Raw genomic sequence first — 17,999 nt, forward strand, 5'->3', positions numbered from 1 at the left:
ATCGAGATGAGGAAAATCCTTCATGGTTATCTTATGCACTGCAAGTATTTATGTCAAAGAACATCTATTATTTTTACCCATTCAAATTTGGGTAAGGGATAGCTGCCGTCAGGCAGGTTGTCAGAAACAGCCGGTTGTTCGTTGTTCGCCTGCCTGCCCTGCCTACCGGACAGGCAGGCGGCAAAGGCAGGTTCATCGTTTTTCGTTCATCGTTCTTCTTTATATGGGTTTTATCGTAGAGACAACATGCATGGCGTCTCTACGATAAAACGTTATCTGTTTCAGATCGCGGTTTCTTTGTGTATTTTTCTTATTACCCTCTCACTATTGCCTGGTATTCACTGTCTTTGTTCTCTGTTTTTATTTCTTTTTCAATCGTCACTGCATTCATTTGCTCCCTGTTGCCCGTTGCCTATTCTGCCTTCAGTACATCCACTGGTTTCGTCACCATCGCCTCTCTCACCTTGATAGCAATCGTTGCAGCAGTAATCGTCAGCATTACAAAAAATGCAATCCATGCAGTGGAGATATTGATACCAATATTTATTCTGAAAATAGAATCCATCATCAGCCTGGTCAATGTAATTCCGGTAAAACATCCGATTAATGTGGCTACGATGAAAACCCAGAAATATCCTTTATTCATAATCACCACAATATCTTTCAGCGAAGCGCCCACTACTTTCCTGATAGCTATTTCCCGCATTTTTTTAAGAAGCGTTAAGGAGATCAATGCGAAAAATCCTGTTGATGTGAGGAGAATAGAAACAATAGCGAACCAGAAAAAAATTTTTGCAATACTTTCATTGATCTTTGTTGCTTCTTCACTTATTTCATCCTGGTAGAAAGCATTGTATGGTTTCATAGGATACAATTTTTTCCAGCTTGCCCGGGATTGATCATATACCGAATGCAATTGTCCAGGCCTGGTTTGAATAATAAGCTCCTGGTACTTTTCAGGTTTCACGATGTTAATAGCAATGGGTTCAAGTGGAGAGAAAAGGCTGTTGATATGAAAATCTTTCAATACGCCTTTCACGGTATAAACGGATGTATCGAAACTGATATTCTTACCTAAAGCTTCTTCCCCTTTCCATCCATATTGAAATGCCAGCTTTTCGGTAATCAACATAGCATTCTGGTAGTCGCCTTCATGTTCAGCATCCAGCAGGCGACCATCCTTCAGTTTTAATTGCATGGTCTTGATATACTCCGGACTAACCGACATGAAAATGCTTTCTTTCTTCTGACCGAGGGCTTCTGCTGTAATATGTCTGTAAGAAAATCCAATATGATGACGCGTTCCCGCTACCGACTGTACTCCAGGAATTTTTGAAATTTCGTTGTACAGGGACTTGTATTGGGTGGAGTCATTAAGAAAAATTCCAAACAGATTGTTTTTCGCATATCCGTAATCGAAATCCCGCTGGAAAATCGCATTCCTGTAGAAACCAGCACTTGCAATAACGGTGATGAAAGCTATCACAATTTGCAAACCGAGCAGAATCATGGAGAAGAGATTTCTGCCTCCAAATTTGACCGAGCCACGGAAAATTTCTGTCGGGTTGTATCGGCTGACATAAAACGCCGGATACATTCCGGCAACGATGGTCACAATCAAAAGAACCAGCAGAAGAATGATCTGTAATGTCTGATCACTGAAATATTCTGCTTTTGCTGATGCGAATGCAAACATGGCATTGAATTCCGGAAGCCACCAGTTATTTATTGCAGTAGAAATCAGCATTGCGACCAAAACAACAAAAGCACATTCGAACAATTGCTGTATGATGATGCGTCGCTTGGTACTTCCCATCACTTTACGAATTCCTATTTCTTTCAGTCGCTTGTTTGAACGTGCAACAGTAGTGTTTGCAAAATTCAGACAGGCGGAAAGCAGAATCAGAATGGCCAATACCAGCGGACCAAGCGTTGCTGAGTCGTCTGGTGCTGTCCTGAGTTCATTACTATCTATCGCACGATTGTTCAACCTGGCGATTTTGCTCATCGGCAAAACCTCGAATGCGGAGAGCTTGTAATCTTTACGGACATCATTCTGGTGCGCGATATATCTTTTCAACTGTTCATCCATCCTGGCCGCGGCAGCCGGGTCAGTAATTTTTATAAATGAAGCGTCTGCAAAATATCCCCAGTCTTCTTCGGCTAATTTCTTCCCATCAGGGCTCCTGAAATTGTTGAGTTCGCTGATGGCTTCGAACTGAATGGTGGAGTTCTGCGGATGATCTTTTAGTATTCCGATAACGGTCACCGGCATACGAAAAGCTTCCGCCGAATAGAGGGTGACTGTTTTACCAATCGGATCTTCATTTCCGAAATATTTTTTGGCGGCCTTTTCTGTCAGAACAATAGAAGCAGGTTGTTCAATATTGTTTGAACCTTTCAAAAGAGGAAAATCAAACATCCGGAAGAAGGATGGATCGGTAAAATGAATACGGGCTGTAAATGCTTCGGCCTGGTCGGTTTTAAGGTCCGCCCATCTTGAAAGCAGGCGATTGTATTCTTTTATGGATGAAAACTCCTGTGCTGCCTGCTTTGCCACAGGAAATGGCGTAATGCCGAGGATGTTTTCCCTCGTTTCATGTTTGGAGAGAATACGATAAATTACCTCCTTCTGAGACTGAAAATCATCGAAACTTACGGCGTACCTGTAGTTTTGTATTCCCCAGATAATTGCAGCAATGCCAATACTAAGTCCGAGGATATTGATGATGCTGTATACCTTATTCCGCCAGATATTTCGGAACATTATTTTGATGTCATTTGTGTTCATCGTTTATCGTTGATCGTTTTTCGTTTTTCGTTGTTCGTTGTTCGTTTTTCGTTGGAACAGCCGGTTCATAGTTCATAGTTCATAGTTCATAGTTGGAACAGCCAATTGATGTGAGTTGGCAGCACAGATGTGGTTGGCCTGACGAATTGCAATACCTTTCTTCAGGTCTTTCCAATTTTCCGTTTGTATTATCGTAGAGACCCCATGCATGGCGTCTCTACGATAAAAATATTTTCGGTTTTCAACCGGCTGTTTCCTATTGCCCTGCCTGCCGGCAGGCTATTGCCTTATTACTATTGCCTTCTATTTCATTCACTCCTCAGGCTCTTCACCGGGTTTGCCAGTGCTGCTTTTATTGCCTGGAAACAAACAGTAAGTAATGCGATGCCCACGGCAGCTACAAAAGCGACTACAAAAATCCACCAGCTGATACTGGTCCTTTCAGAGAAATCGCGCAACCATACGTGCATTACCCAATAGGCGACAGGAAATGCGACCACTGTTGCAATCACAACAAGCCGTACAAAATCGATCGATAACATTTTTGTTACCGAGCCGACAGATGCACCCAGCACTTTCCTGATCCCGATTTCTTTTGTCCGTTGCTCTGCCATATAGGCTGACAGACCGAAAAGGCCGAGACACGCGATCAGTATTGCAAGGCAGGCAAATACCATGGCGATTACGCCTACCCGTTGTTCGGCACGATACATTTCACTAAAGGCCTGGTCAAGAAACCGGTAGCGGAAGGGATGACCCGGCGCCATCGATTTATATATATCTTCTATTTTGGCAACAATAGCCTCCGGATTTCCCGGCCTCAGTTTGAATGCGGCTGAGCCAATACTTTTTCGGAGTGAAAAGCTCAACGGGCCGACATTCTCCTTCAATGATGAAAAATTGAAGTTCCGGACCACTCCGATAATTTCCAGCGCATTTGTCTTGGACGGATCATCAGTATCTGCCTGGTAAATACGCTGTCCTATCGGATTCGGATACCCGAGATTTTTAGCTACTGTTTCGTTGATAATTATTGCAGCAGAATCGCTTTTGAAATCAGCAGAGAAATTTCGCCCTTTAATAATCTGCATACCCATCGTGCCGACATATCCTGTATCGACTCCCCAATACTGCATATTAAATCCATTCTCGGGCGTCATTACTGCTTCTTTTGAAAAGCTGTAGTCAGTACGTGAGGAAGATGTTACGGGTAAAAAACTGCTGAAGGTTCCAGTCAATACTCCAGGTAATTTCTGGACTTCATTTTTGAATGCAGCGGTGTTGGTTCCGAGATCATAAGTGCCATCTACAATCAACACCTGTTCTTTATCAAATCCAACCTTTTTATTCTGAATGAAATGCAATTGACGATATACAACCATTGTACAGATGATAAAAATCACTGACAATGCAAATTGAAGTACCACAAGCCCATTCCTTACCATGCTTTTCTTAACAGCTCCCTGGCCTGCATTGCTTTTCAAAACTTTTATCGGTTGGAACCTCGAAAGGTAAAATGCCGGATAACTTCCTGACAGCAATCCTACAATTAATGGTAAGGCCAGCAGGAAGACGAGGAACCATGGTTGGAAAAGCTGATTGATCTGTAATTGTTTCACCGCAATATCATTGAAGGCGGGGAGTGCGAGCATGGCGATTCCGATAGCAATGATCATCGCAAAAACCGTCATCAGCACTGATTCTGTAAGAAACTGGCTGATCAGGCTGCTTTTTTCTGTTCCGAGTACTTTGCGTATTCCCACCTCTCGGGCCCGGTTAGCCGATCGCGCGGTGGCCAGGTTCATAAAATTGATACAGGCAAGCACGAGGATAATCAAGGCAACCACCGAAAAAATTACAACATACCTGAAATCGCCGTTAGGACTGATTTCCGCAATGCGGTCAGAGTAGAGATGGATCTTTGTCAATGGCATGAGTTCGTAAGCCAGTTTGTTTCCGGCTTTTTCAAACTCTGCCATACTTCCGATTTGCATAAACTGCTGCGCCTGTGGAAAAATATACTTCTGGACGATCGTTGAGAAATTCTTTTCAAATGCTTTTGGATCGGTTCCTTCTTTCAGAACGATATATGTAACAAAATTGTGACTAAGAAAATTTCCAAATGAATACTCAACATTATCCATCGAAAAAATCATTTCGGATTTAAGATGAGAGTTGCTGGGTATATCTTTAATTACCGCAGTGACTTTATACAATTCTTTGTCTGCTTCAAGTGTTTTCCCAACTGCATCCGGTGAATTAAAGTATTTCCGCGCCATTTTTTCCGTGATCACCACCGTATTGGGTTCATTCAGCGCAGTCTTTGTATCACCTTGTATTGCAGGGAAACTGAAGACGTCAAAGAAGGTGGAGTCAGCATGATAAATTCCATATTCAATAATGTATTGATCACCTTTTTTGATGGTCTTATTCCCGGTCTGGTAAAGCCTTGTATATTGTTCAACCTGCGGATAGTCTTTTTTCAATGTGGCTCCCATCGGATCAGAAGTCACAGCCAGTTTCATCTCGTTACCACCAAAATTGATTTCCGAGTTGACTCTATAAATCCTGTCGGCTTTCGCATGAAAACGATCAAAACTCAACTCATCCACCACATACAACATGATCAATACAAAACAGGAAAGGCCAATAGCCAACCCAATGATATTGATTGCAGAAAATGCTTTGTTCTTAAGCAAATTTCTCCATGCGATTTTGAAATAGTTGTTGAACATAGTTGTCAGTTTTCAGAAACAGGCAGTTATTCGTTATTCGTTGTTCGTTGTTCGTTTTTCGTTGTTCGTTTGGAACAGCCGTGGTCCGTTGAAAGTTCAGCTCACAGTTTTCAGTTTACGGTTTTCAGTTTTAGCCCTGTATCCTGTATTCCCTATTGTTTTTTCCCGTAGAGACAATGCATACTTGTCTCTACAAAAATCCCTGCAGCGGCTGTTCTCTCCTGCCTTCTGCCTCCTGCCTTTTGCCTAATTCATCTTGTTTCCCTGAATACGAATAGGATTCCCGATCCGAATCCGATCAACAGTAATGGATTTGCTGATCATATTTTCAGATGGCAGAATGGTGTAGTTTGTATTTGCCCGAATATGATTTTGACGTTTCCGTGAATTACGGTGGCGGCTGAAAAGGACCCTGAATGCAAGTTTCAAGAAATTCATATGCGCTAAGTCTATATATCAATTCCTGCCGGATCCTGTTGACGTTAGTATGTGGTTGCCGGAGCAACGAAAGAATAATATCGCTTACCTCAGATCAGTAATTTCAGACCTACGCCGAAATGTTGCTGACCTGCGGTTTTCTGTTTTGCTTTTGGTGTTTGCTGAGGTTTACGGTTAGCCGTAGTGTTTAGTGGTGCCGGTTTGGAGTCAGTTGCATCAACGGTAGTATCCATTTTCTTTTTTACTGCTGAAGCTTCCTGACAATCTCCGTCAGCTTCTTTCTTACAGTCATTTGCATCAGCTGCAGGAACCGGCTCTGTAGTAAAATCTACAACAATCTCCGCCGGAGGCTCGTCGTAGGTCATGTTAAAGTCCAGGCTGCTGATATCTGAGCTTGCTGTTTTATCTGTATACGTATTCAGTGATGCGAGCTTTACCAGACCACTGCTATGCCTGTTGAATTTTTTTTCTACAGATTCCAATTCTTTGCGTGTGTTCTGCACGCTGGCAATTAAAAAAGAAATAAAAACTGCACCTGAAACCATTAAAAAAGGTTTCATTAATTGTGCTGCATAAATTTTAATCCATCCGAAAGGTTTCCTTTCATTCATCGTGCTGTTTGTTCCCGGCTTCATGGATTGCAGTTTTTATCTTTCAAATAATTGTTTTGGTTACTGCCCCTGGTTCAGTAATTAAACCAGGATATTTTCAGTAACTGTCTGACCATCAAGCATGCGTATAATCCTGTGACTATACCTCGCATCGTGCTCAGAGTGTGTTACCATGATGATTGTGGTACCCTGTTCATTCAGATCAGTGAGCAAAGTCATTACTTCATTACCATTGGATGAATCGAGGTTACCGGTAGGCTCATCCGCGAGAATCAGTTTGGGACGATTAACCACCGCACGGGCAACTGCCACACGCTGTTGCTGACCACCGGATAACTGCTGAGGGTAGTGATTGCGACGGTGCATGATCTGCATTTTGTCCAGCACTTCTTCTACGCGTGCTTTACGCTCAGCAGATTTTACATTCGTATAGATCAGAGGAAGCTCAACATTTTCGAATACAGTAAGCTCGTCGATCAGGTTAAAACTCTGGAATACAAATCCAATATTATGTTTGCGAAGATCGGCCCTTTTCCTCTCGTTGAATTTGGCTACTTCGATTCCGTTGAAAAGGAAGCTACCTGAATCAAGGTCGTCAAGCAGTCCGATAATATTCAACAGTGTTGATTTACCGCAACCTGAAGGTCCCATCACAGCTACAAATTCTCCTTCTTTGATTTCAAAAGAAATTTTGTTGAGTGCAATCGTTTCCACTTCTTCAGTGCGATAATACTTCTCGAGGTCGGTGATCTTAATCATATACAGGTTTTAATAGATTTTTATTAGACGATTTTGTTTAATTAAATGTTACTGGTCTTGCAGCCTTGCTGCAATTATTATTTCACAATTGTTTTTTGAAAATGTTGCATGAGAGGCAGCAGGCAGCAGGAGACAGCCCTTTTTCTCCGCAACGTCCATGACAAAATGCAATCATTTTCATTTTTTTAGTTTTTTGGCCCTCGGCCCCCTGGATTTCAATCCGGCGTTGATAAAATCATTGTGCCTACGTGACTTTAGTTTAGAGACCTTAGCATTCAGGGGCGCTTGTTACTACTCACTCCTTTTGACTATTGCCTTCTTACTATTGCCTACTCCGGCTTCAGTACCAACTCCTGCATCGTACCATAATTCTCATAGCTCGATGTAATCACTTTATCACCAGGTTTCAAGCCACTCAACACTTCATAATAATCCGGGCTCTGAAGCCCAAGCTGAATATCTGTTTTGTAAGCAATCTTTCCATTCTCACTCACTTTGAAGATCCAGTTACCGCCCGTCTGTTGATAAAATCCACCTTTTGGTATAAGGATGGCTTGTTTTTCTTCGCTCAATGCCAGGCCGATCTGCAATGTCTGTCCGCGACGGATTCCCTTGGGAACTTCACCTTCAAACTCGAGATCCACCTGGAAGCGACCACCGGTAATCTGGCTGTACACTTTCTTAATAACAAGATTGTATTTTTTACCAGCAAATGTGAAGTCTCCTTTAAGACCGGTATATATACGTGACAGGTAGTGCTCATCGATATCGGCTCTTACTTTAAATCCGCTCAGTACATCAAGCTGACCAAGCCTGTCGCTTTTGTTTTTCGACTGTCCGATTTCTGCGTCCAAAGATGTCAGCTGTCCGTCAATCGGAGCCCTTACTATCAGATCACCTACTTTTTTACGCATCAGCTGCAACGCATTCTGCGTACGGTTATAGGAGGCCCGCTGTTGCTCCAGTTCGGTTCTGACGGCAATCGTATCCTGTTTCAGGATCTCAGCGGACAATGCTGTTTTCTGTTTCTTATAATTATAATCGTTCTCAGACTGCTTAAATTCCTGCGCACCGATTACTTTTTGTCCATACAGCTTCTTATTGAGTGTGTAGAGACGCTCAGCTTCTTTCAACTGATTTTCGGCATCCGTCATCTGGTTGAGCTTGGTAATAGTGTTCTGCCTTGCCGCATTCTGAGAGATATTCATTTGCGTAAGAAGATTGTACACAGAGGTCTCCTGGTTAACCAGGCTGAGCTCCAGATCAGTATTGGAAAGCCGAAGGATGGGCTGACCTTTTTTCATGACCGCACCATCTTCAACAAATTTTTCCTCCACCCGGCCACCTTCCAATGCATCAAGATAAATAGTGGTCAAAGGGAGCACTGTTCCGTTCACCGGAATAAACTCCTTAAATGGACCGGACTTAACTTCACTAACCGTAATTCTTTCCAGGTCCACATTCAGGCGACTCTTACCTGAAGTAAAATAATAACTGAATCCCACCAGGGCCACGATGGCCACGATACCCGCAATTGTGATGATCTTTTTTCTGGTCCATTTCTTCTTTTCGAGAATTCTGTCTGCCATAACTGTTGTTCAAATTTTTTCTGCTGAACAATAGGAATAGGAGAACTGTGCCATTATCTAAGCCATTGATATTTAAAGCGATATAAGCCAATTTTCCAGGCCTTTAGTCCGGGAGTGATACAATAGCTGTTCGCTTTTGATACACCGCCTGCGGACAGTTTTTGAGCTAAAAAATTAATTGCCACAAGGTTGTATTTATGGTATCATTGCAGCTACCTTTTTCGAAACGAAAATCATGCAGATGAAGAATGCATCAATCCTTGTGGTGGATGATGATCCGGATGTTTTAACGGCAGTAAGGCTATTATTAAAGACAGAAGTGAAACAGGTGGTGACTGAAAAAAATCCTGGTAACCTTAAAGATCACCTGACCAGCCAGCAATTTGATATCGTGTTGCTGGATATGAATTTCAACAGTTCAATCAATACAGGAAATGAAGGCTTGTTTTGGTTGAAGGAAATCAAAAAGATGAAAAATGCGCCGGAAGTGATCATGATCACTGCATACGGGCATATTGATCTTGCTGTTCGGTCATTAAAAGAAGGTGCTGCAGATTTCGTTGTCAAACCCTGGCAGAATGAGAAACTGATCGGAACGATTTCTGAAATATTGGGTAAGAAGGGAAAGGGTGGAGGAAGCACTGCGAAAATCAGCAATGATTCTATAATCGGAAAGGAGTTGCTGGGCCAGTCAGAAGTAATGCAGGATATTTTTTATAAGATTGAAAAGATCGCTCCGACTGACGCTAACATCCTGATCCTCGGCGAAAACGGTACTGGTAAAGACCTGGTGGCAAAAGCCATTCATCAGCACAGTCTGCGCGCTGCAAAGCCATATGTGAAGGTTGATGTCGGTGCTTTGACCGATTCATTATTTGAAAGCGAACTCTTCGGTCATAAAAAAGGTGCATTTACTGATGCGCGTGAAGATCGTGCGGGGAGATTTGAGGCGGCTAACGGCGGAACATTGTTTCTTGATGAAATCGGCAATATCTCTCTTCATCAACAGGCAAAACTGTTGAGTGTATTACAAAACAGGCAGGTGACGAGGTTGGGAACGAATCAACCAATACCTATTGATATACGCCTGATCTGTGCCACAAATGTGCCGATCAATGAATTGGCAAATGAGAGTCGCTTCAGGAAAGATCTTATTTATCGTATCAATACCGTCGAGATTGTAATTCCGCCTTTACGCAAAAGAGAAGACGATATATTATTATTGAGTCAGCATTTCATGAAGATCTATTGCAACAAGTACCTGAAGCAGGAGTTGCAGTTTGATCAGAAGGCGCTGGAAAAGCTCGCTTCTTATCATTATCCGGGAAATGTGCGTGAACTGCAGTATTCCATCGAACGTGCAGTCATTATGGCGGAAAGTAACGTGCTGCAGGCAAAGGATATTATTTTCTCACCGATTGAATCATCGGTTGTGCCGGAGTTCGAACCGCGTGAACTTAACCTCAGCGCAGTGGAAAAAACGACGATACTCCGCGTAATTGAAAAACACCACGGCAATATTACCAGGGCTGCACGTGAACTGGGTCTTACACGAACTGCTCTTTACAGAAGAATCAGCAAATATGATATTTAAAAGATACGAGTGGCGGTTAGTCATTACAGTGATCTTTCTTTTTCTATCACTGCTGGTCACCGCTTTTTTAATACTCAAGGGACTTTACGTATACCTGACTATACTGATTCCGCTCATCATCTGGCAACTCATTGAATTTTATCGGTTTCAGCGCAAAGCCCAGGATGAACTGAACCAGTTTGTGGAATCCATTCACTATCGCGATTTCTCCAGGTATTTCGATGTAAAGCATGCGGCGCCAGAGATTCAGCCGCTGCGCAAAGGGTTCAATGAAATCAATAGCACGTTCAAAGTAATCAGTAAGGAAAAAGAAACTCAGTACCAGTACCTGCAGAAAATCCTGGAATTGGTGGATACAGGTATTCTTTCCTATGCAGAAGAAACAGGCGATGTCGGCTGGATGAATGAATCTTTAAAACGGATGCTGCAGTTACCTTATCTCAAAACGATTCAGAGTCTTATCCGCAGGGATGAACATTTATACGATGAAATCATCTCTCTTAAACCTGGTGATTCCAAAATAGCGACTGCAAGAACGGAGAAAGAGAATTTTAAAGTACTGATTTCGGCTACAGCATTTCAGACCAATGGCGAAATGTATAAGCTGATTGCATTTCAGAATGTAAATGAGGCGTTGGATGAAACCGAAAGCAAGGCCTGGCAGAAACTGCTGAGTGTAATGACTCATGAGATCATGAATTCAGTTGCGCCGATTTCGTCGCTTGCCGATACATTAAAACATCGGTTACAGGAATCCGTTACAGAACTCAGTAATGAAAGCGGTTCAGTCGATGACCTCGAACTGGGAATTGAAACCATCAAACGCAGAAGTGACGGACTGCTGAAGTTTGCACAGACCTATCGAAATCTCAACATGATCAAAACACTCAACCTGAGTAAGATCTATGTGAGGGATATTTTTGAAAATCTGTACAGATTGATGTTACCAACGCTTCAGCTTAAGAATATCGAGATTGAAACGGTGTTGAAGGATACCGGATTGATGTTCGAAGTTGATGTCAATTTGATTGAGCAGGTATTGATCAATTTATTGGTGAATGCGATGGAAGCAGTAAAAGATCGTGAGAATCCGCGAATTGTTTTGTCTGCAGGCCTGTCAGCAAATAAAAAAGCAATTATCCGCATTTCTGATAACGGTTCCGGCATCGAGCCTGAATTGCTTGAACAGATTTTTGTACCATTCTTTTCAACTAAGAAAAATGGCAGTGGCATCGGGTTAAGTTTGTGTAAGCAGATTATGATGTTGCATAAGGGAAATATCCAGGTGCAGTCGCGGCAGGGAGAGGGAACGGTGTTTAGTTTGTATTTCTAGGAGGTGGATGGTAGATAGTAAAGGAAATAGTAAGAAGGCAATATTAACGGCCCTATTCTCCGCAATTTCCGTTTGAAATTTTTTACCCTCATTTATTTGTAATTTATTTTCTCTTTGATTATATCGGAGACATTAAGGCATTGCGTAAACCTAAAAGACAATTGTATTAGTAAGATTGCAGAAGCCGCGATTAAATAGCCATTCTCATTCTCGTAAGCCGGCTCGCAATTGCCTATTGCCTTCTCACTATTGCCTGACCTATTGTACATTTGCGCATGGAAGAAAAATATGTGGTGCCCCAGGGTGCGAAGATTGGCCATGTGCACCTGAAAGTCGCTGATCTGAAACGATCGCTCGAATTTTACCAGGGGCTGCTGGGTTTTGAGATCACGATGGAATACGGCGATCAGGCTGTATTCGTTTCTGCAGGCGGGTATCATCATCATATCGGTTTGAATACCTGGATGAGTAAAGGGTTACCCAAAACCGATCCTCATTCTGTCGGGCTTTTTCATACTGCGATTGTGTATCCATCCAGGAAGGATCTTGCATTTATTCTTAAACGTTTGGTCGAAGCAAATTATCCGCTCACCGGTGCAAGTGATCATGGCGTGTCGGAAGCATTGTACCTGGACGATCCCGATGGCAATGGTGTGGAATTGTACTGGGACAGACCCAAGGCGCAATGGCCACTCAAAGCAGATGGAAGTCTTGACATGTTTACAAGACAATTGGATTTTCATAGTCTGCTCAGCGAACTCGAAAAGTAACGCTTTAGGTTGAACGAACAACTAAAAACGAACAACGAACAACGAACAACGAATGCATTCACAAATAGACAACTGGCTTGAACGTATAGACGAAATCACTGCGTCGTTCAGGGCGTCTTTCGGGCCGCTTTCGGAACGTCAGCTCAATTGGAAACCGTCTGCACAAATATGGAGTGTAGCCGAAAATATGGAACACCTGATAGTTGTGAATGAAAGCTATTATCAGATCCTGGATGATGCAAGAGAAAATCGCTTGCATCTCCCGTTTCTGGCCAGGTTTAATTTCATAACAAAGATGCTGGGTGGATTTATTCTGAAATCAGTACAGCCCGACAGGCGAAAAAAAGTAAAAACATTTCCGATCTGGGAGCCTGCACGAAGTAAGATTACGGAAGGGATCATGGAATTGTTCAACGAACACCAGGAAAAACTCAAAAATATTATCAAACAGAATCGCGATCTGATTGAAAAAGATATCATTATCTATTCTCCTGCCAACAAACACATCGTGTACCCGCTGAGTACTGCAATTGAAATAATGGTGACGCATGAAATGAGACATTACAACCAGGCGAGGGAAGCGATGGCCATGCAGGCAAAACAATTGCAATTCTGATAAAATTCCGTTGAAGGGAACGCCTTTTGGACCAATAGTTGTAGATTTATTCATACCGCTTTTTACCGCTGAACTGATATGGATCCTGGTAAAGACGGCAGTTTACCACCCCCTGGTGATTGGCAACCCTTGATCAAATATGCCAGTATGCGCAAAGCAATCAGGAAATATGACAACGATAGTCTGGATACAGAGACTGTAACATCAACGGAATCCATTCCGGTGATCATCGGAATAAGCCTGAAGCCGGGCGATGAAATTCTGATGGCAGATTTTCTCGAACATTTGTACGCATGGCAGAAACATGCTGCTGTAATCCTGGCCGGTGCGGGATTTGAATCTGTACTTCTTTCTTTTGGAGGATGGCAGATAACAGAAGCTTTTGACCGCGAACCCCTTCTTCCGGGGAAAATTTACACTGCCCCGGAACAGCATTTTATTTCGGTTAATGAAGGAATGATCCGTGTCATGAATGTTAAAAAATCCAATGGTCTGCATGGTCCTGTAGATACGCTTTTTAATGCGATCGCAGAACAGCAGAGTGCAGGTCGCGTTGCGCTGATACTTTCTTCTGCCGATCATGATGGCTCAAATGGTTTTGGAAAATTGTATGATAATGGTGGTGTAACGCTGGCGCATACACGAATCCAGAATCATGAAATGAAGGAGCAGGCGCATATCACGGGAAGCGTTGCTGCATTAGCAGAGTACCTCGATTCTGTTCTGACTAAAAAAGTACCTTTCTATGCAAACGTCGTTCATGATCAGCCGTGGCTTCGTTTGTTCAGTACTACATTGGCGCAGGCTGGTGAATCAATTATGATTACAGATGCCCTGAATGATGAACAGATCATTTACATCAATGACCAGTTCACTCACCTGACAGGGTATATGAAGCATGAGGTAATGGGTCGCTCACCAAATGATTTTCTTTTTGACCAGGTGGAGAATGAAGATTCGAGTCCGCAGCAAGTACATGCGCGGGATCGTAATGATGGTATGCAGAAGCAAATGCTCACGAGAGCAAAAACCATCCGGTGGATCAGCCAGAAAATAATTCCCAGTTTTGACCTGGCCGATAATCTTACACATTTTATTTACCTGATCACCGACATAACGGAATCGCGCAAACGTGATGAAGCGATGTTGATGACAGTTTATGCAGAGAAAGAAAAACTCCGCCAGGAAATCAGTGCAGAACTGCATGATAATGTTAACCAGATTCTGGTCACAGCACAGGTGACCCTGGGAATGGCAAAAAATGCGACAATGGAAGAGGGGCGGGAATGGATCCAGCGCAGCAATGAGTACATAAACATGGCCGTTGAAGAAATCCGGAGATTATCACATGATATTGCGCCACAGGTTTTCGACACAGATACATTCTGCCTCGCTGTACGGGATCTTGTGAACGGTGTTAACGCTGACAAACGTTTTCAACTTCGTTTTCATTTTGATCCCCAGTTGTCCAGCGTTAAACCGGACAATGAATTATTACTGAATTTATACCGCATCATTCAGGAGCAACTTAAAAACATCGTGAGTTATTCTGAGGCCAGTAAAGTGAGCCTGAGCCTTAATGTCAGTCACGGTGCCAGGTTGCGGTTGAAGATTAGTGATAATGGTCTTGGTTTTGATATGAGCAGTGTACGTAGTGGCATGGGCATGATGAATATGCGCCGCCGCACTGAATTTTTCGACGGTAAGTTTGAGCTTGTTGCAGCACCCGGGAAAGGATGCACGATTGTGGCGGAACTGCCTTTGTGAATAACGTTTAACGTTTAACGTTGAACGTTAAACTCCTGCTGCCTTTTGCATGGCTGTTCCCTACCTAACACTTACTACCTAACACTTACTACCTAACACTTACTACCTAACACTTACTACCTAACACTTACTACTCAATACTTACTTCCTTCATCCCCATCTCCGGTGACCGCTGCACCAAATCCGGTTAAAAAAGCAAACCTCACTTGTTCTACCTTCAATCAATGAATGAATACCTGATCGACACATTCATTTCCAGGAAGGCTCAGGGAAGTCCCGTTAAACTTTTCGTTCTTCCTTACTGGCCTGAATATTCAACCTTACAAAAACTATCAAAGGAGGCCGATATCCCGGTAACCGCTTTTGTGAAAACGGAAGCAGGGGTTGAATCGCTCCAGATAAGATATTTTACGAATACAGGAGAGCTCCCTGCTTGCGGACATGCAACACTCGCTGCTGCGGGTATAATTGCTGAACTTTATAAAAAATCAGCAGTGGATTTTATTACTGTGGAACATTTAACCATAAGATGTGTAAGAGATAACGAAAAAGTCTTTATGACGTATCCACGTTATGAGTCCAGTTCCTATCCATCAGAAAATAATTTGCTGGCGATACTGAAACTTTCTTCTGTTCGAGCTGTTTTCTTCAATACAAATCTCGAAACAGTTTTTGTTGAATTGAATAAACCTGAAGAACTGCGCTCTTTTGTTCCGGATTTAGATCAATTGAAATCATCCGTTAGCGATGTTAAAGAACTGGTTCTGACTTCTGCTTCCGATATTACCGGCGTCGATTTTCTTCTTCGTTCATTTTGCCCCTGGATAGGTATTGATGAGGATCCGGTTACCGGTTCTGTTCACTCCGTACTTACTCCATTCTGGACTGCGAAAACCGGTAAGACGGATCTGATTGCCTGGCAGGCATCGGCGGCCGGTGGTGAAGTATTTGTGCGGGACATGGAAAATTATGTAGAAATTGGCGGAAGAATCCGTGTATTAAAAGCGGATTGAAAGAATGTCATCATCAATCCCTTTTCAAACCATCGACTGGAATTCTGTTGAAAAAACAGAACATCCCGGGGACGCAGGTACTTCATTCTGGCAGACGCTTCAATATGATGGACTGCGTATTCGTCTTGTAGAATATGGGCCCGGATACATCGCCGATCACTGGTGCCGGAAAGGTCATCTCGTGTATTGCATCGAAGGTGAGTTCACCAGTTTGCTGGAAGATGGAGCGGAGCATGTACTTACTCCCGGCATGATGTATGTTGTATCTGATAAAATGAGCTCGCATAAATCAATGACTAATACAGGAGTTAAGCTCATTATTATCGATGGTGATTTTCTCGTAGACAAATAGTTTTTCCTCAATTTTCAGATTACGTAGGATTAATGGTTTCTTATGAACTATCATGATAAAATAATCGGCGACATCGAAACCCATGACGTTGAGGGGATCAAAGAATGTTTTAAAAATGGTGTTGACCCCAATGAATTTTTCCGTGATGAGCCTTTGATTTATGAACTCACAAGCGAATACGGAAGAACTCCTGCATTCACGGCTTGTGTAAAAGCTTTTGTGCAGGCAGGGTTAAAATTTAATGATCAGGTATTGCTCGCCGTACTGGTGGATGATGGAATTGCGTTGGATGTTTTGATACACGAAGACAAATCCATTCTTACAAAAAAATATTCTTTAAGATGTGCATACAGCCCTTTACACGAAGTGACATTGCTGCATATCTGCGCTGAGTATAATTTACCAAAATGCGCCGCGGTATTGATTGAATATGGCGCTGACATCAATGCAAAAGCAGGGGTTGATGAATTTGGTTTCGGAGGCCACACTCCTGTATTTCACACCGTAAACCAGAACAGGAATAATTCCGCTGAAGTAATGGAACTGCTTCTTGAGCATGTATGTAAGCTGGATATTACCGTTCCTGGGTTGATCTGGGGTAGGGGCTATCCGTGGGAAACATTTATTCCTTCCGTTAACCCGATCAGTTATGCAATGATGGGATTGTTGCCACAGTTTCACCGGCAAGAAAAAACAATTGCGCAAACAGTTTCGCGACTGATGAAGGCGGCTTATGGAATTGAATATTTGGAGAAGAATTTGCCGAACAGGTATTTGGGGAGTTCATAGTTCATGGTTCTTAGTTCATGGTTTGAACAGCCCGTTGTTCGTTTTTCGTTCATCGTTTTTCGTTCATCGTTAACAGCCCACGGTTTCTCAACGCAAGAATGGATTCACATTTTCAACCGGAAACTGCGATTTCGGTTTCTTATTCCAATAATAATTTAATCAGGCTTAAAATTCAGGGCTGGCAAAATATGAGTTATAGTATATCTGCCATTCCTGTAATCGCCGGCTGTTCCAACGAACAACGAACAACGAACAACTCCTATCTTTGCCGACTAATTTCCAAAATGGTGAAAAAACGAATACGTCGGACGTACAGGATGGCGAAGTATGTGATCTACAAACAAACGATTGTAGAACCCATTGATCATTTGTGGACATTTATCGGTGCGTTTACAGGCATTGCTGCGATCGGGCTCATGCAGAATGCAACGTTAACAAAGGAGGATAATATTTTTCTGATCGGCTCATTTGGTGCATCTGCCGTACTTGTTTTCGGTTCTACCAATAGTCCGCTTGCGCAGCCGAGAAATCTTATCGGGGGTCATTTGATTTCCGCATTGATCGGTGTAACTATTCAATATTTCATTCCGGATCAGGTGTGGCTGGCTTCTGCTTTGGCAGTGTCTTTATCTATCGTTGCCATGCAGATCACAAAAACCTTACATCCTCCCGGTGGTGCAACAGCGTTGATTGCAAATATTGGTTCAGAAAAAATAAAACATCTTGGTTATTACTATATTCTGTCCCCGGTATTGAGTGGCGTTATAATCCTGCTGATCATTGCATTGATCGTTAACAATATACCACGCCACCGAAACTACCCTTATCGTAAGTAGTAGTAT

14 protein-coding genes are annotated in these 17,999 nt (G+C 42.7%); 9 read left to right on the plus strand and 5 right to left on the minus strand.

The genetic code is table 11. The annotated features are described in order from the left end of the window. Positions 1 to 412 precede the first annotated feature (412 nt). The 5 genes from P2W82_RS20380 to P2W82_RS20400 form a co-directional block, all read right to left on the minus strand. On the minus strand, positions 413 to 2,791 hold the full coding sequence (locus P2W82_RS20380; protein WP_336517784.1) for an ABC transporter permease: 2,379 nt from the start codon (positions 2,789 to 2,791) through the stop codon (positions 413 to 415). A gap of 308 nt (positions 2,792 to 3,099) precedes the next feature. Beyond that, on the minus strand, positions 3,100 to 5,526 hold the full coding sequence (locus tag P2W82_RS20385; RefSeq protein ID WP_336517785.1) for an ABC transporter permease: 2,427 nt from the start codon (positions 5,524 to 5,526) through the stop codon (positions 3,100 to 3,102). A 527-nt stretch (positions 5,527 to 6,053) separates the two neighbouring features. Then, positions 6,054 to 6,599, minus strand: a complete 546-nt coding sequence (locus P2W82_RS20390; RefSeq protein ID WP_336517786.1) for a hypothetical protein — start codon at positions 6,597 to 6,599, stop codon at positions 6,054 to 6,056. Positions 6,600 to 6,656: 57 nt separating this feature from the next. Next, positions 6,657 to 7,334 (minus strand): ABC transporter ATP-binding protein, encoded by a 678-nt coding sequence (locus P2W82_RS20395; RefSeq protein WP_336517787.1) that lies wholly within the window; start codon positions 7,332 to 7,334, stop codon positions 6,657 to 6,659. Positions 7,335 to 7,663: 329 nt separating this feature from the next. Continuing rightward, positions 7,664 to 8,923: an efflux RND transporter periplasmic adaptor subunit gene (locus tag P2W82_RS20400; RefSeq protein WP_336517788.1), complete on the minus strand. Its 1,260-nt coding sequence runs from the start codon at positions 8,921 to 8,923 to the stop codon at positions 7,664 to 7,666. A gap of 241 nt (positions 8,924 to 9,164) precedes the next feature. Here P2W82_RS20400 and P2W82_RS20405 point away from each other — a divergent pair, with 241 nt between their 5' ends. The 9 genes from P2W82_RS20405 (at position 9,165) to P2W82_RS20445 (ending at position 17,993) form a co-directional block, all read left to right on the plus strand. Further along, complete coding sequence (locus tag P2W82_RS20405; protein ID WP_336517789.1) at positions 9,165 to 10,517, plus strand: sigma-54-dependent transcriptional regulator; 1,353 nt, start codon at positions 9,165 to 9,167, stop codon at positions 10,515 to 10,517. After that, positions 10,507 to 11,850, plus strand: a complete 1,344-nt coding sequence (locus P2W82_RS20410; RefSeq protein ID WP_336517790.1) for a sensor histidine kinase — start codon at positions 10,507 to 10,509, stop codon at positions 11,848 to 11,850. Before P2W82_RS20405 ends, P2W82_RS20410 begins: the two co-directional genes overlap by 11 nt. A gap of 275 nt (positions 11,851 to 12,125) precedes the next feature. Next, positions 12,126 to 12,620 (plus strand): VOC family protein, encoded by a 495-nt coding sequence (locus tag P2W82_RS20415; protein ID WP_336517791.1) that lies wholly within the window; start codon positions 12,126 to 12,128, stop codon positions 12,618 to 12,620. 52 nt (positions 12,621 to 12,672) lie between these two features. Next, positions 12,673 to 13,236 carry a DinB family protein gene (locus P2W82_RS20420; RefSeq protein ID WP_336517792.1) on the plus strand — a complete coding sequence of 188 codons (564 nt, stop codon included), beginning with the start codon at positions 12,673 to 12,675 and terminating at the stop codon, positions 13,234 to 13,236. 147 nt (positions 13,237 to 13,383) lie between these two features. Then, positions 13,384 to 15,003 (plus strand): chemotaxis protein CheB, encoded by a 1,620-nt coding sequence (locus P2W82_RS20425; RefSeq protein WP_336517793.1) that lies wholly within the window; start codon positions 13,384 to 13,386, stop codon positions 15,001 to 15,003. Between the two features lie 206 nt (positions 15,004 to 15,209). Then, the gene (locus tag P2W82_RS20430; protein WP_336517794.1) at positions 15,210 to 16,016 is read left to right on the plus strand and encodes a PhzF family phenazine biosynthesis protein; all 807 of its coding nucleotides are present in this window, start codon (positions 15,210 to 15,212) and stop codon (positions 16,014 to 16,016) included. A gap of 4 nt (positions 16,017 to 16,020) precedes the next feature. Beyond that, positions 16,021 to 16,368 carry a DHCW motif cupin fold protein gene (locus P2W82_RS20435; protein ID WP_336517795.1) on the plus strand — a complete coding sequence of 116 codons (348 nt, stop codon included), beginning with the start codon at positions 16,021 to 16,023 and terminating at the stop codon, positions 16,366 to 16,368. Between the two features lie 42 nt (positions 16,369 to 16,410). After that, a complete protein-coding gene (locus P2W82_RS20440) occupies positions 16,411 to 17,157 on the plus strand; it encodes a hypothetical protein (protein WP_336517796.1) in 747 nt (248 codons plus the stop codon). Positions 17,158 to 17,441: 284 nt separating this feature from the next. Then, complete coding sequence (locus tag P2W82_RS20445; protein ID WP_336517797.1) at positions 17,442 to 17,993, plus strand: HPP family protein; 552 nt, start codon at positions 17,442 to 17,444, stop codon at positions 17,991 to 17,993. The last annotated feature ends 6 nt before the right edge of the window (positions 17,994 to 17,999 follow it).

The organism is Pollutibacter soli (genome assembly GCA_029269725.1).
Lineage (GTDB): Bacteria > Bacteroidota > Bacteroidia > Chitinophagales > Chitinophagaceae > Pollutibacter > Pollutibacter soli.

Coding starts and splice junctions, on each gene's coding strand:
- P2W82_RS20435 (WP_336517795.1), top strand. CDS start 16,021: ATGTCATCATCAATCCCTTTTCAAACCATCGACTGGAATTCTGTTGAA.
- P2W82_RS20420 (WP_336517792.1), top strand. CDS start 12,673: ATGCATTCACAAATAGACAACTGGCTTGAACGTATAGACGAAATCACT.
- P2W82_RS20390 (WP_336517786.1), bottom strand. CDS start 6,599: ATGAAGCCGGGAACAAACAGCACGATGAATGAAAGGAAACCTTTCGGA.
- P2W82_RS20400 (WP_336517788.1), bottom strand. CDS start 8,923: ATGGCAGACAGAATTCTCGAAAAGAAGAAATGGACCAGAAAAAAGATC.
- P2W82_RS20440 (WP_336517796.1), top strand. CDS start 16,411: ATGAACTATCATGATAAAATAATCGGCGACATCGAAACCCATGACGTT.
- P2W82_RS20415 (WP_336517791.1), top strand. CDS start 12,126: ATGGAAGAAAAATATGTGGTGCCCCAGGGTGCGAAGATTGGCCATGTG.
- P2W82_RS20395 (WP_336517787.1), bottom strand. CDS start 7,334: ATGATTAAGATCACCGACCTCGAGAAGTATTATCGCACTGAAGAAGTG.
- P2W82_RS20385 (WP_336517785.1), bottom strand. CDS start 5,526: ATGTTCAACAACTATTTCAAAATCGCATGGAGAAATTTGCTTAAGAAC.
- P2W82_RS20445 (WP_336517797.1), top strand. CDS start 17,442: ATGGTGAAAAAACGAATACGTCGGACGTACAGGATGGCGAAGTATGTG.
- P2W82_RS20380 (WP_336517784.1), bottom strand. CDS start 2,791: ATGAACACAAATGACATCAAAATAATGTTCCGAAATATCTGGCGGAAT.
- P2W82_RS20425 (WP_336517793.1), top strand. CDS start 13,384: ATGCGCAAAGCAATCAGGAAATATGACAACGATAGTCTGGATACAGAG.
- P2W82_RS20405 (WP_336517789.1), top strand. CDS start 9,165: ATGAAGAATGCATCAATCCTTGTGGTGGATGATGATCCGGATGTTTTA.
- P2W82_RS20410 (WP_336517790.1), top strand. CDS start 10,507: ATGATATTTAAAAGATACGAGTGGCGGTTAGTCATTACAGTGATCTTT.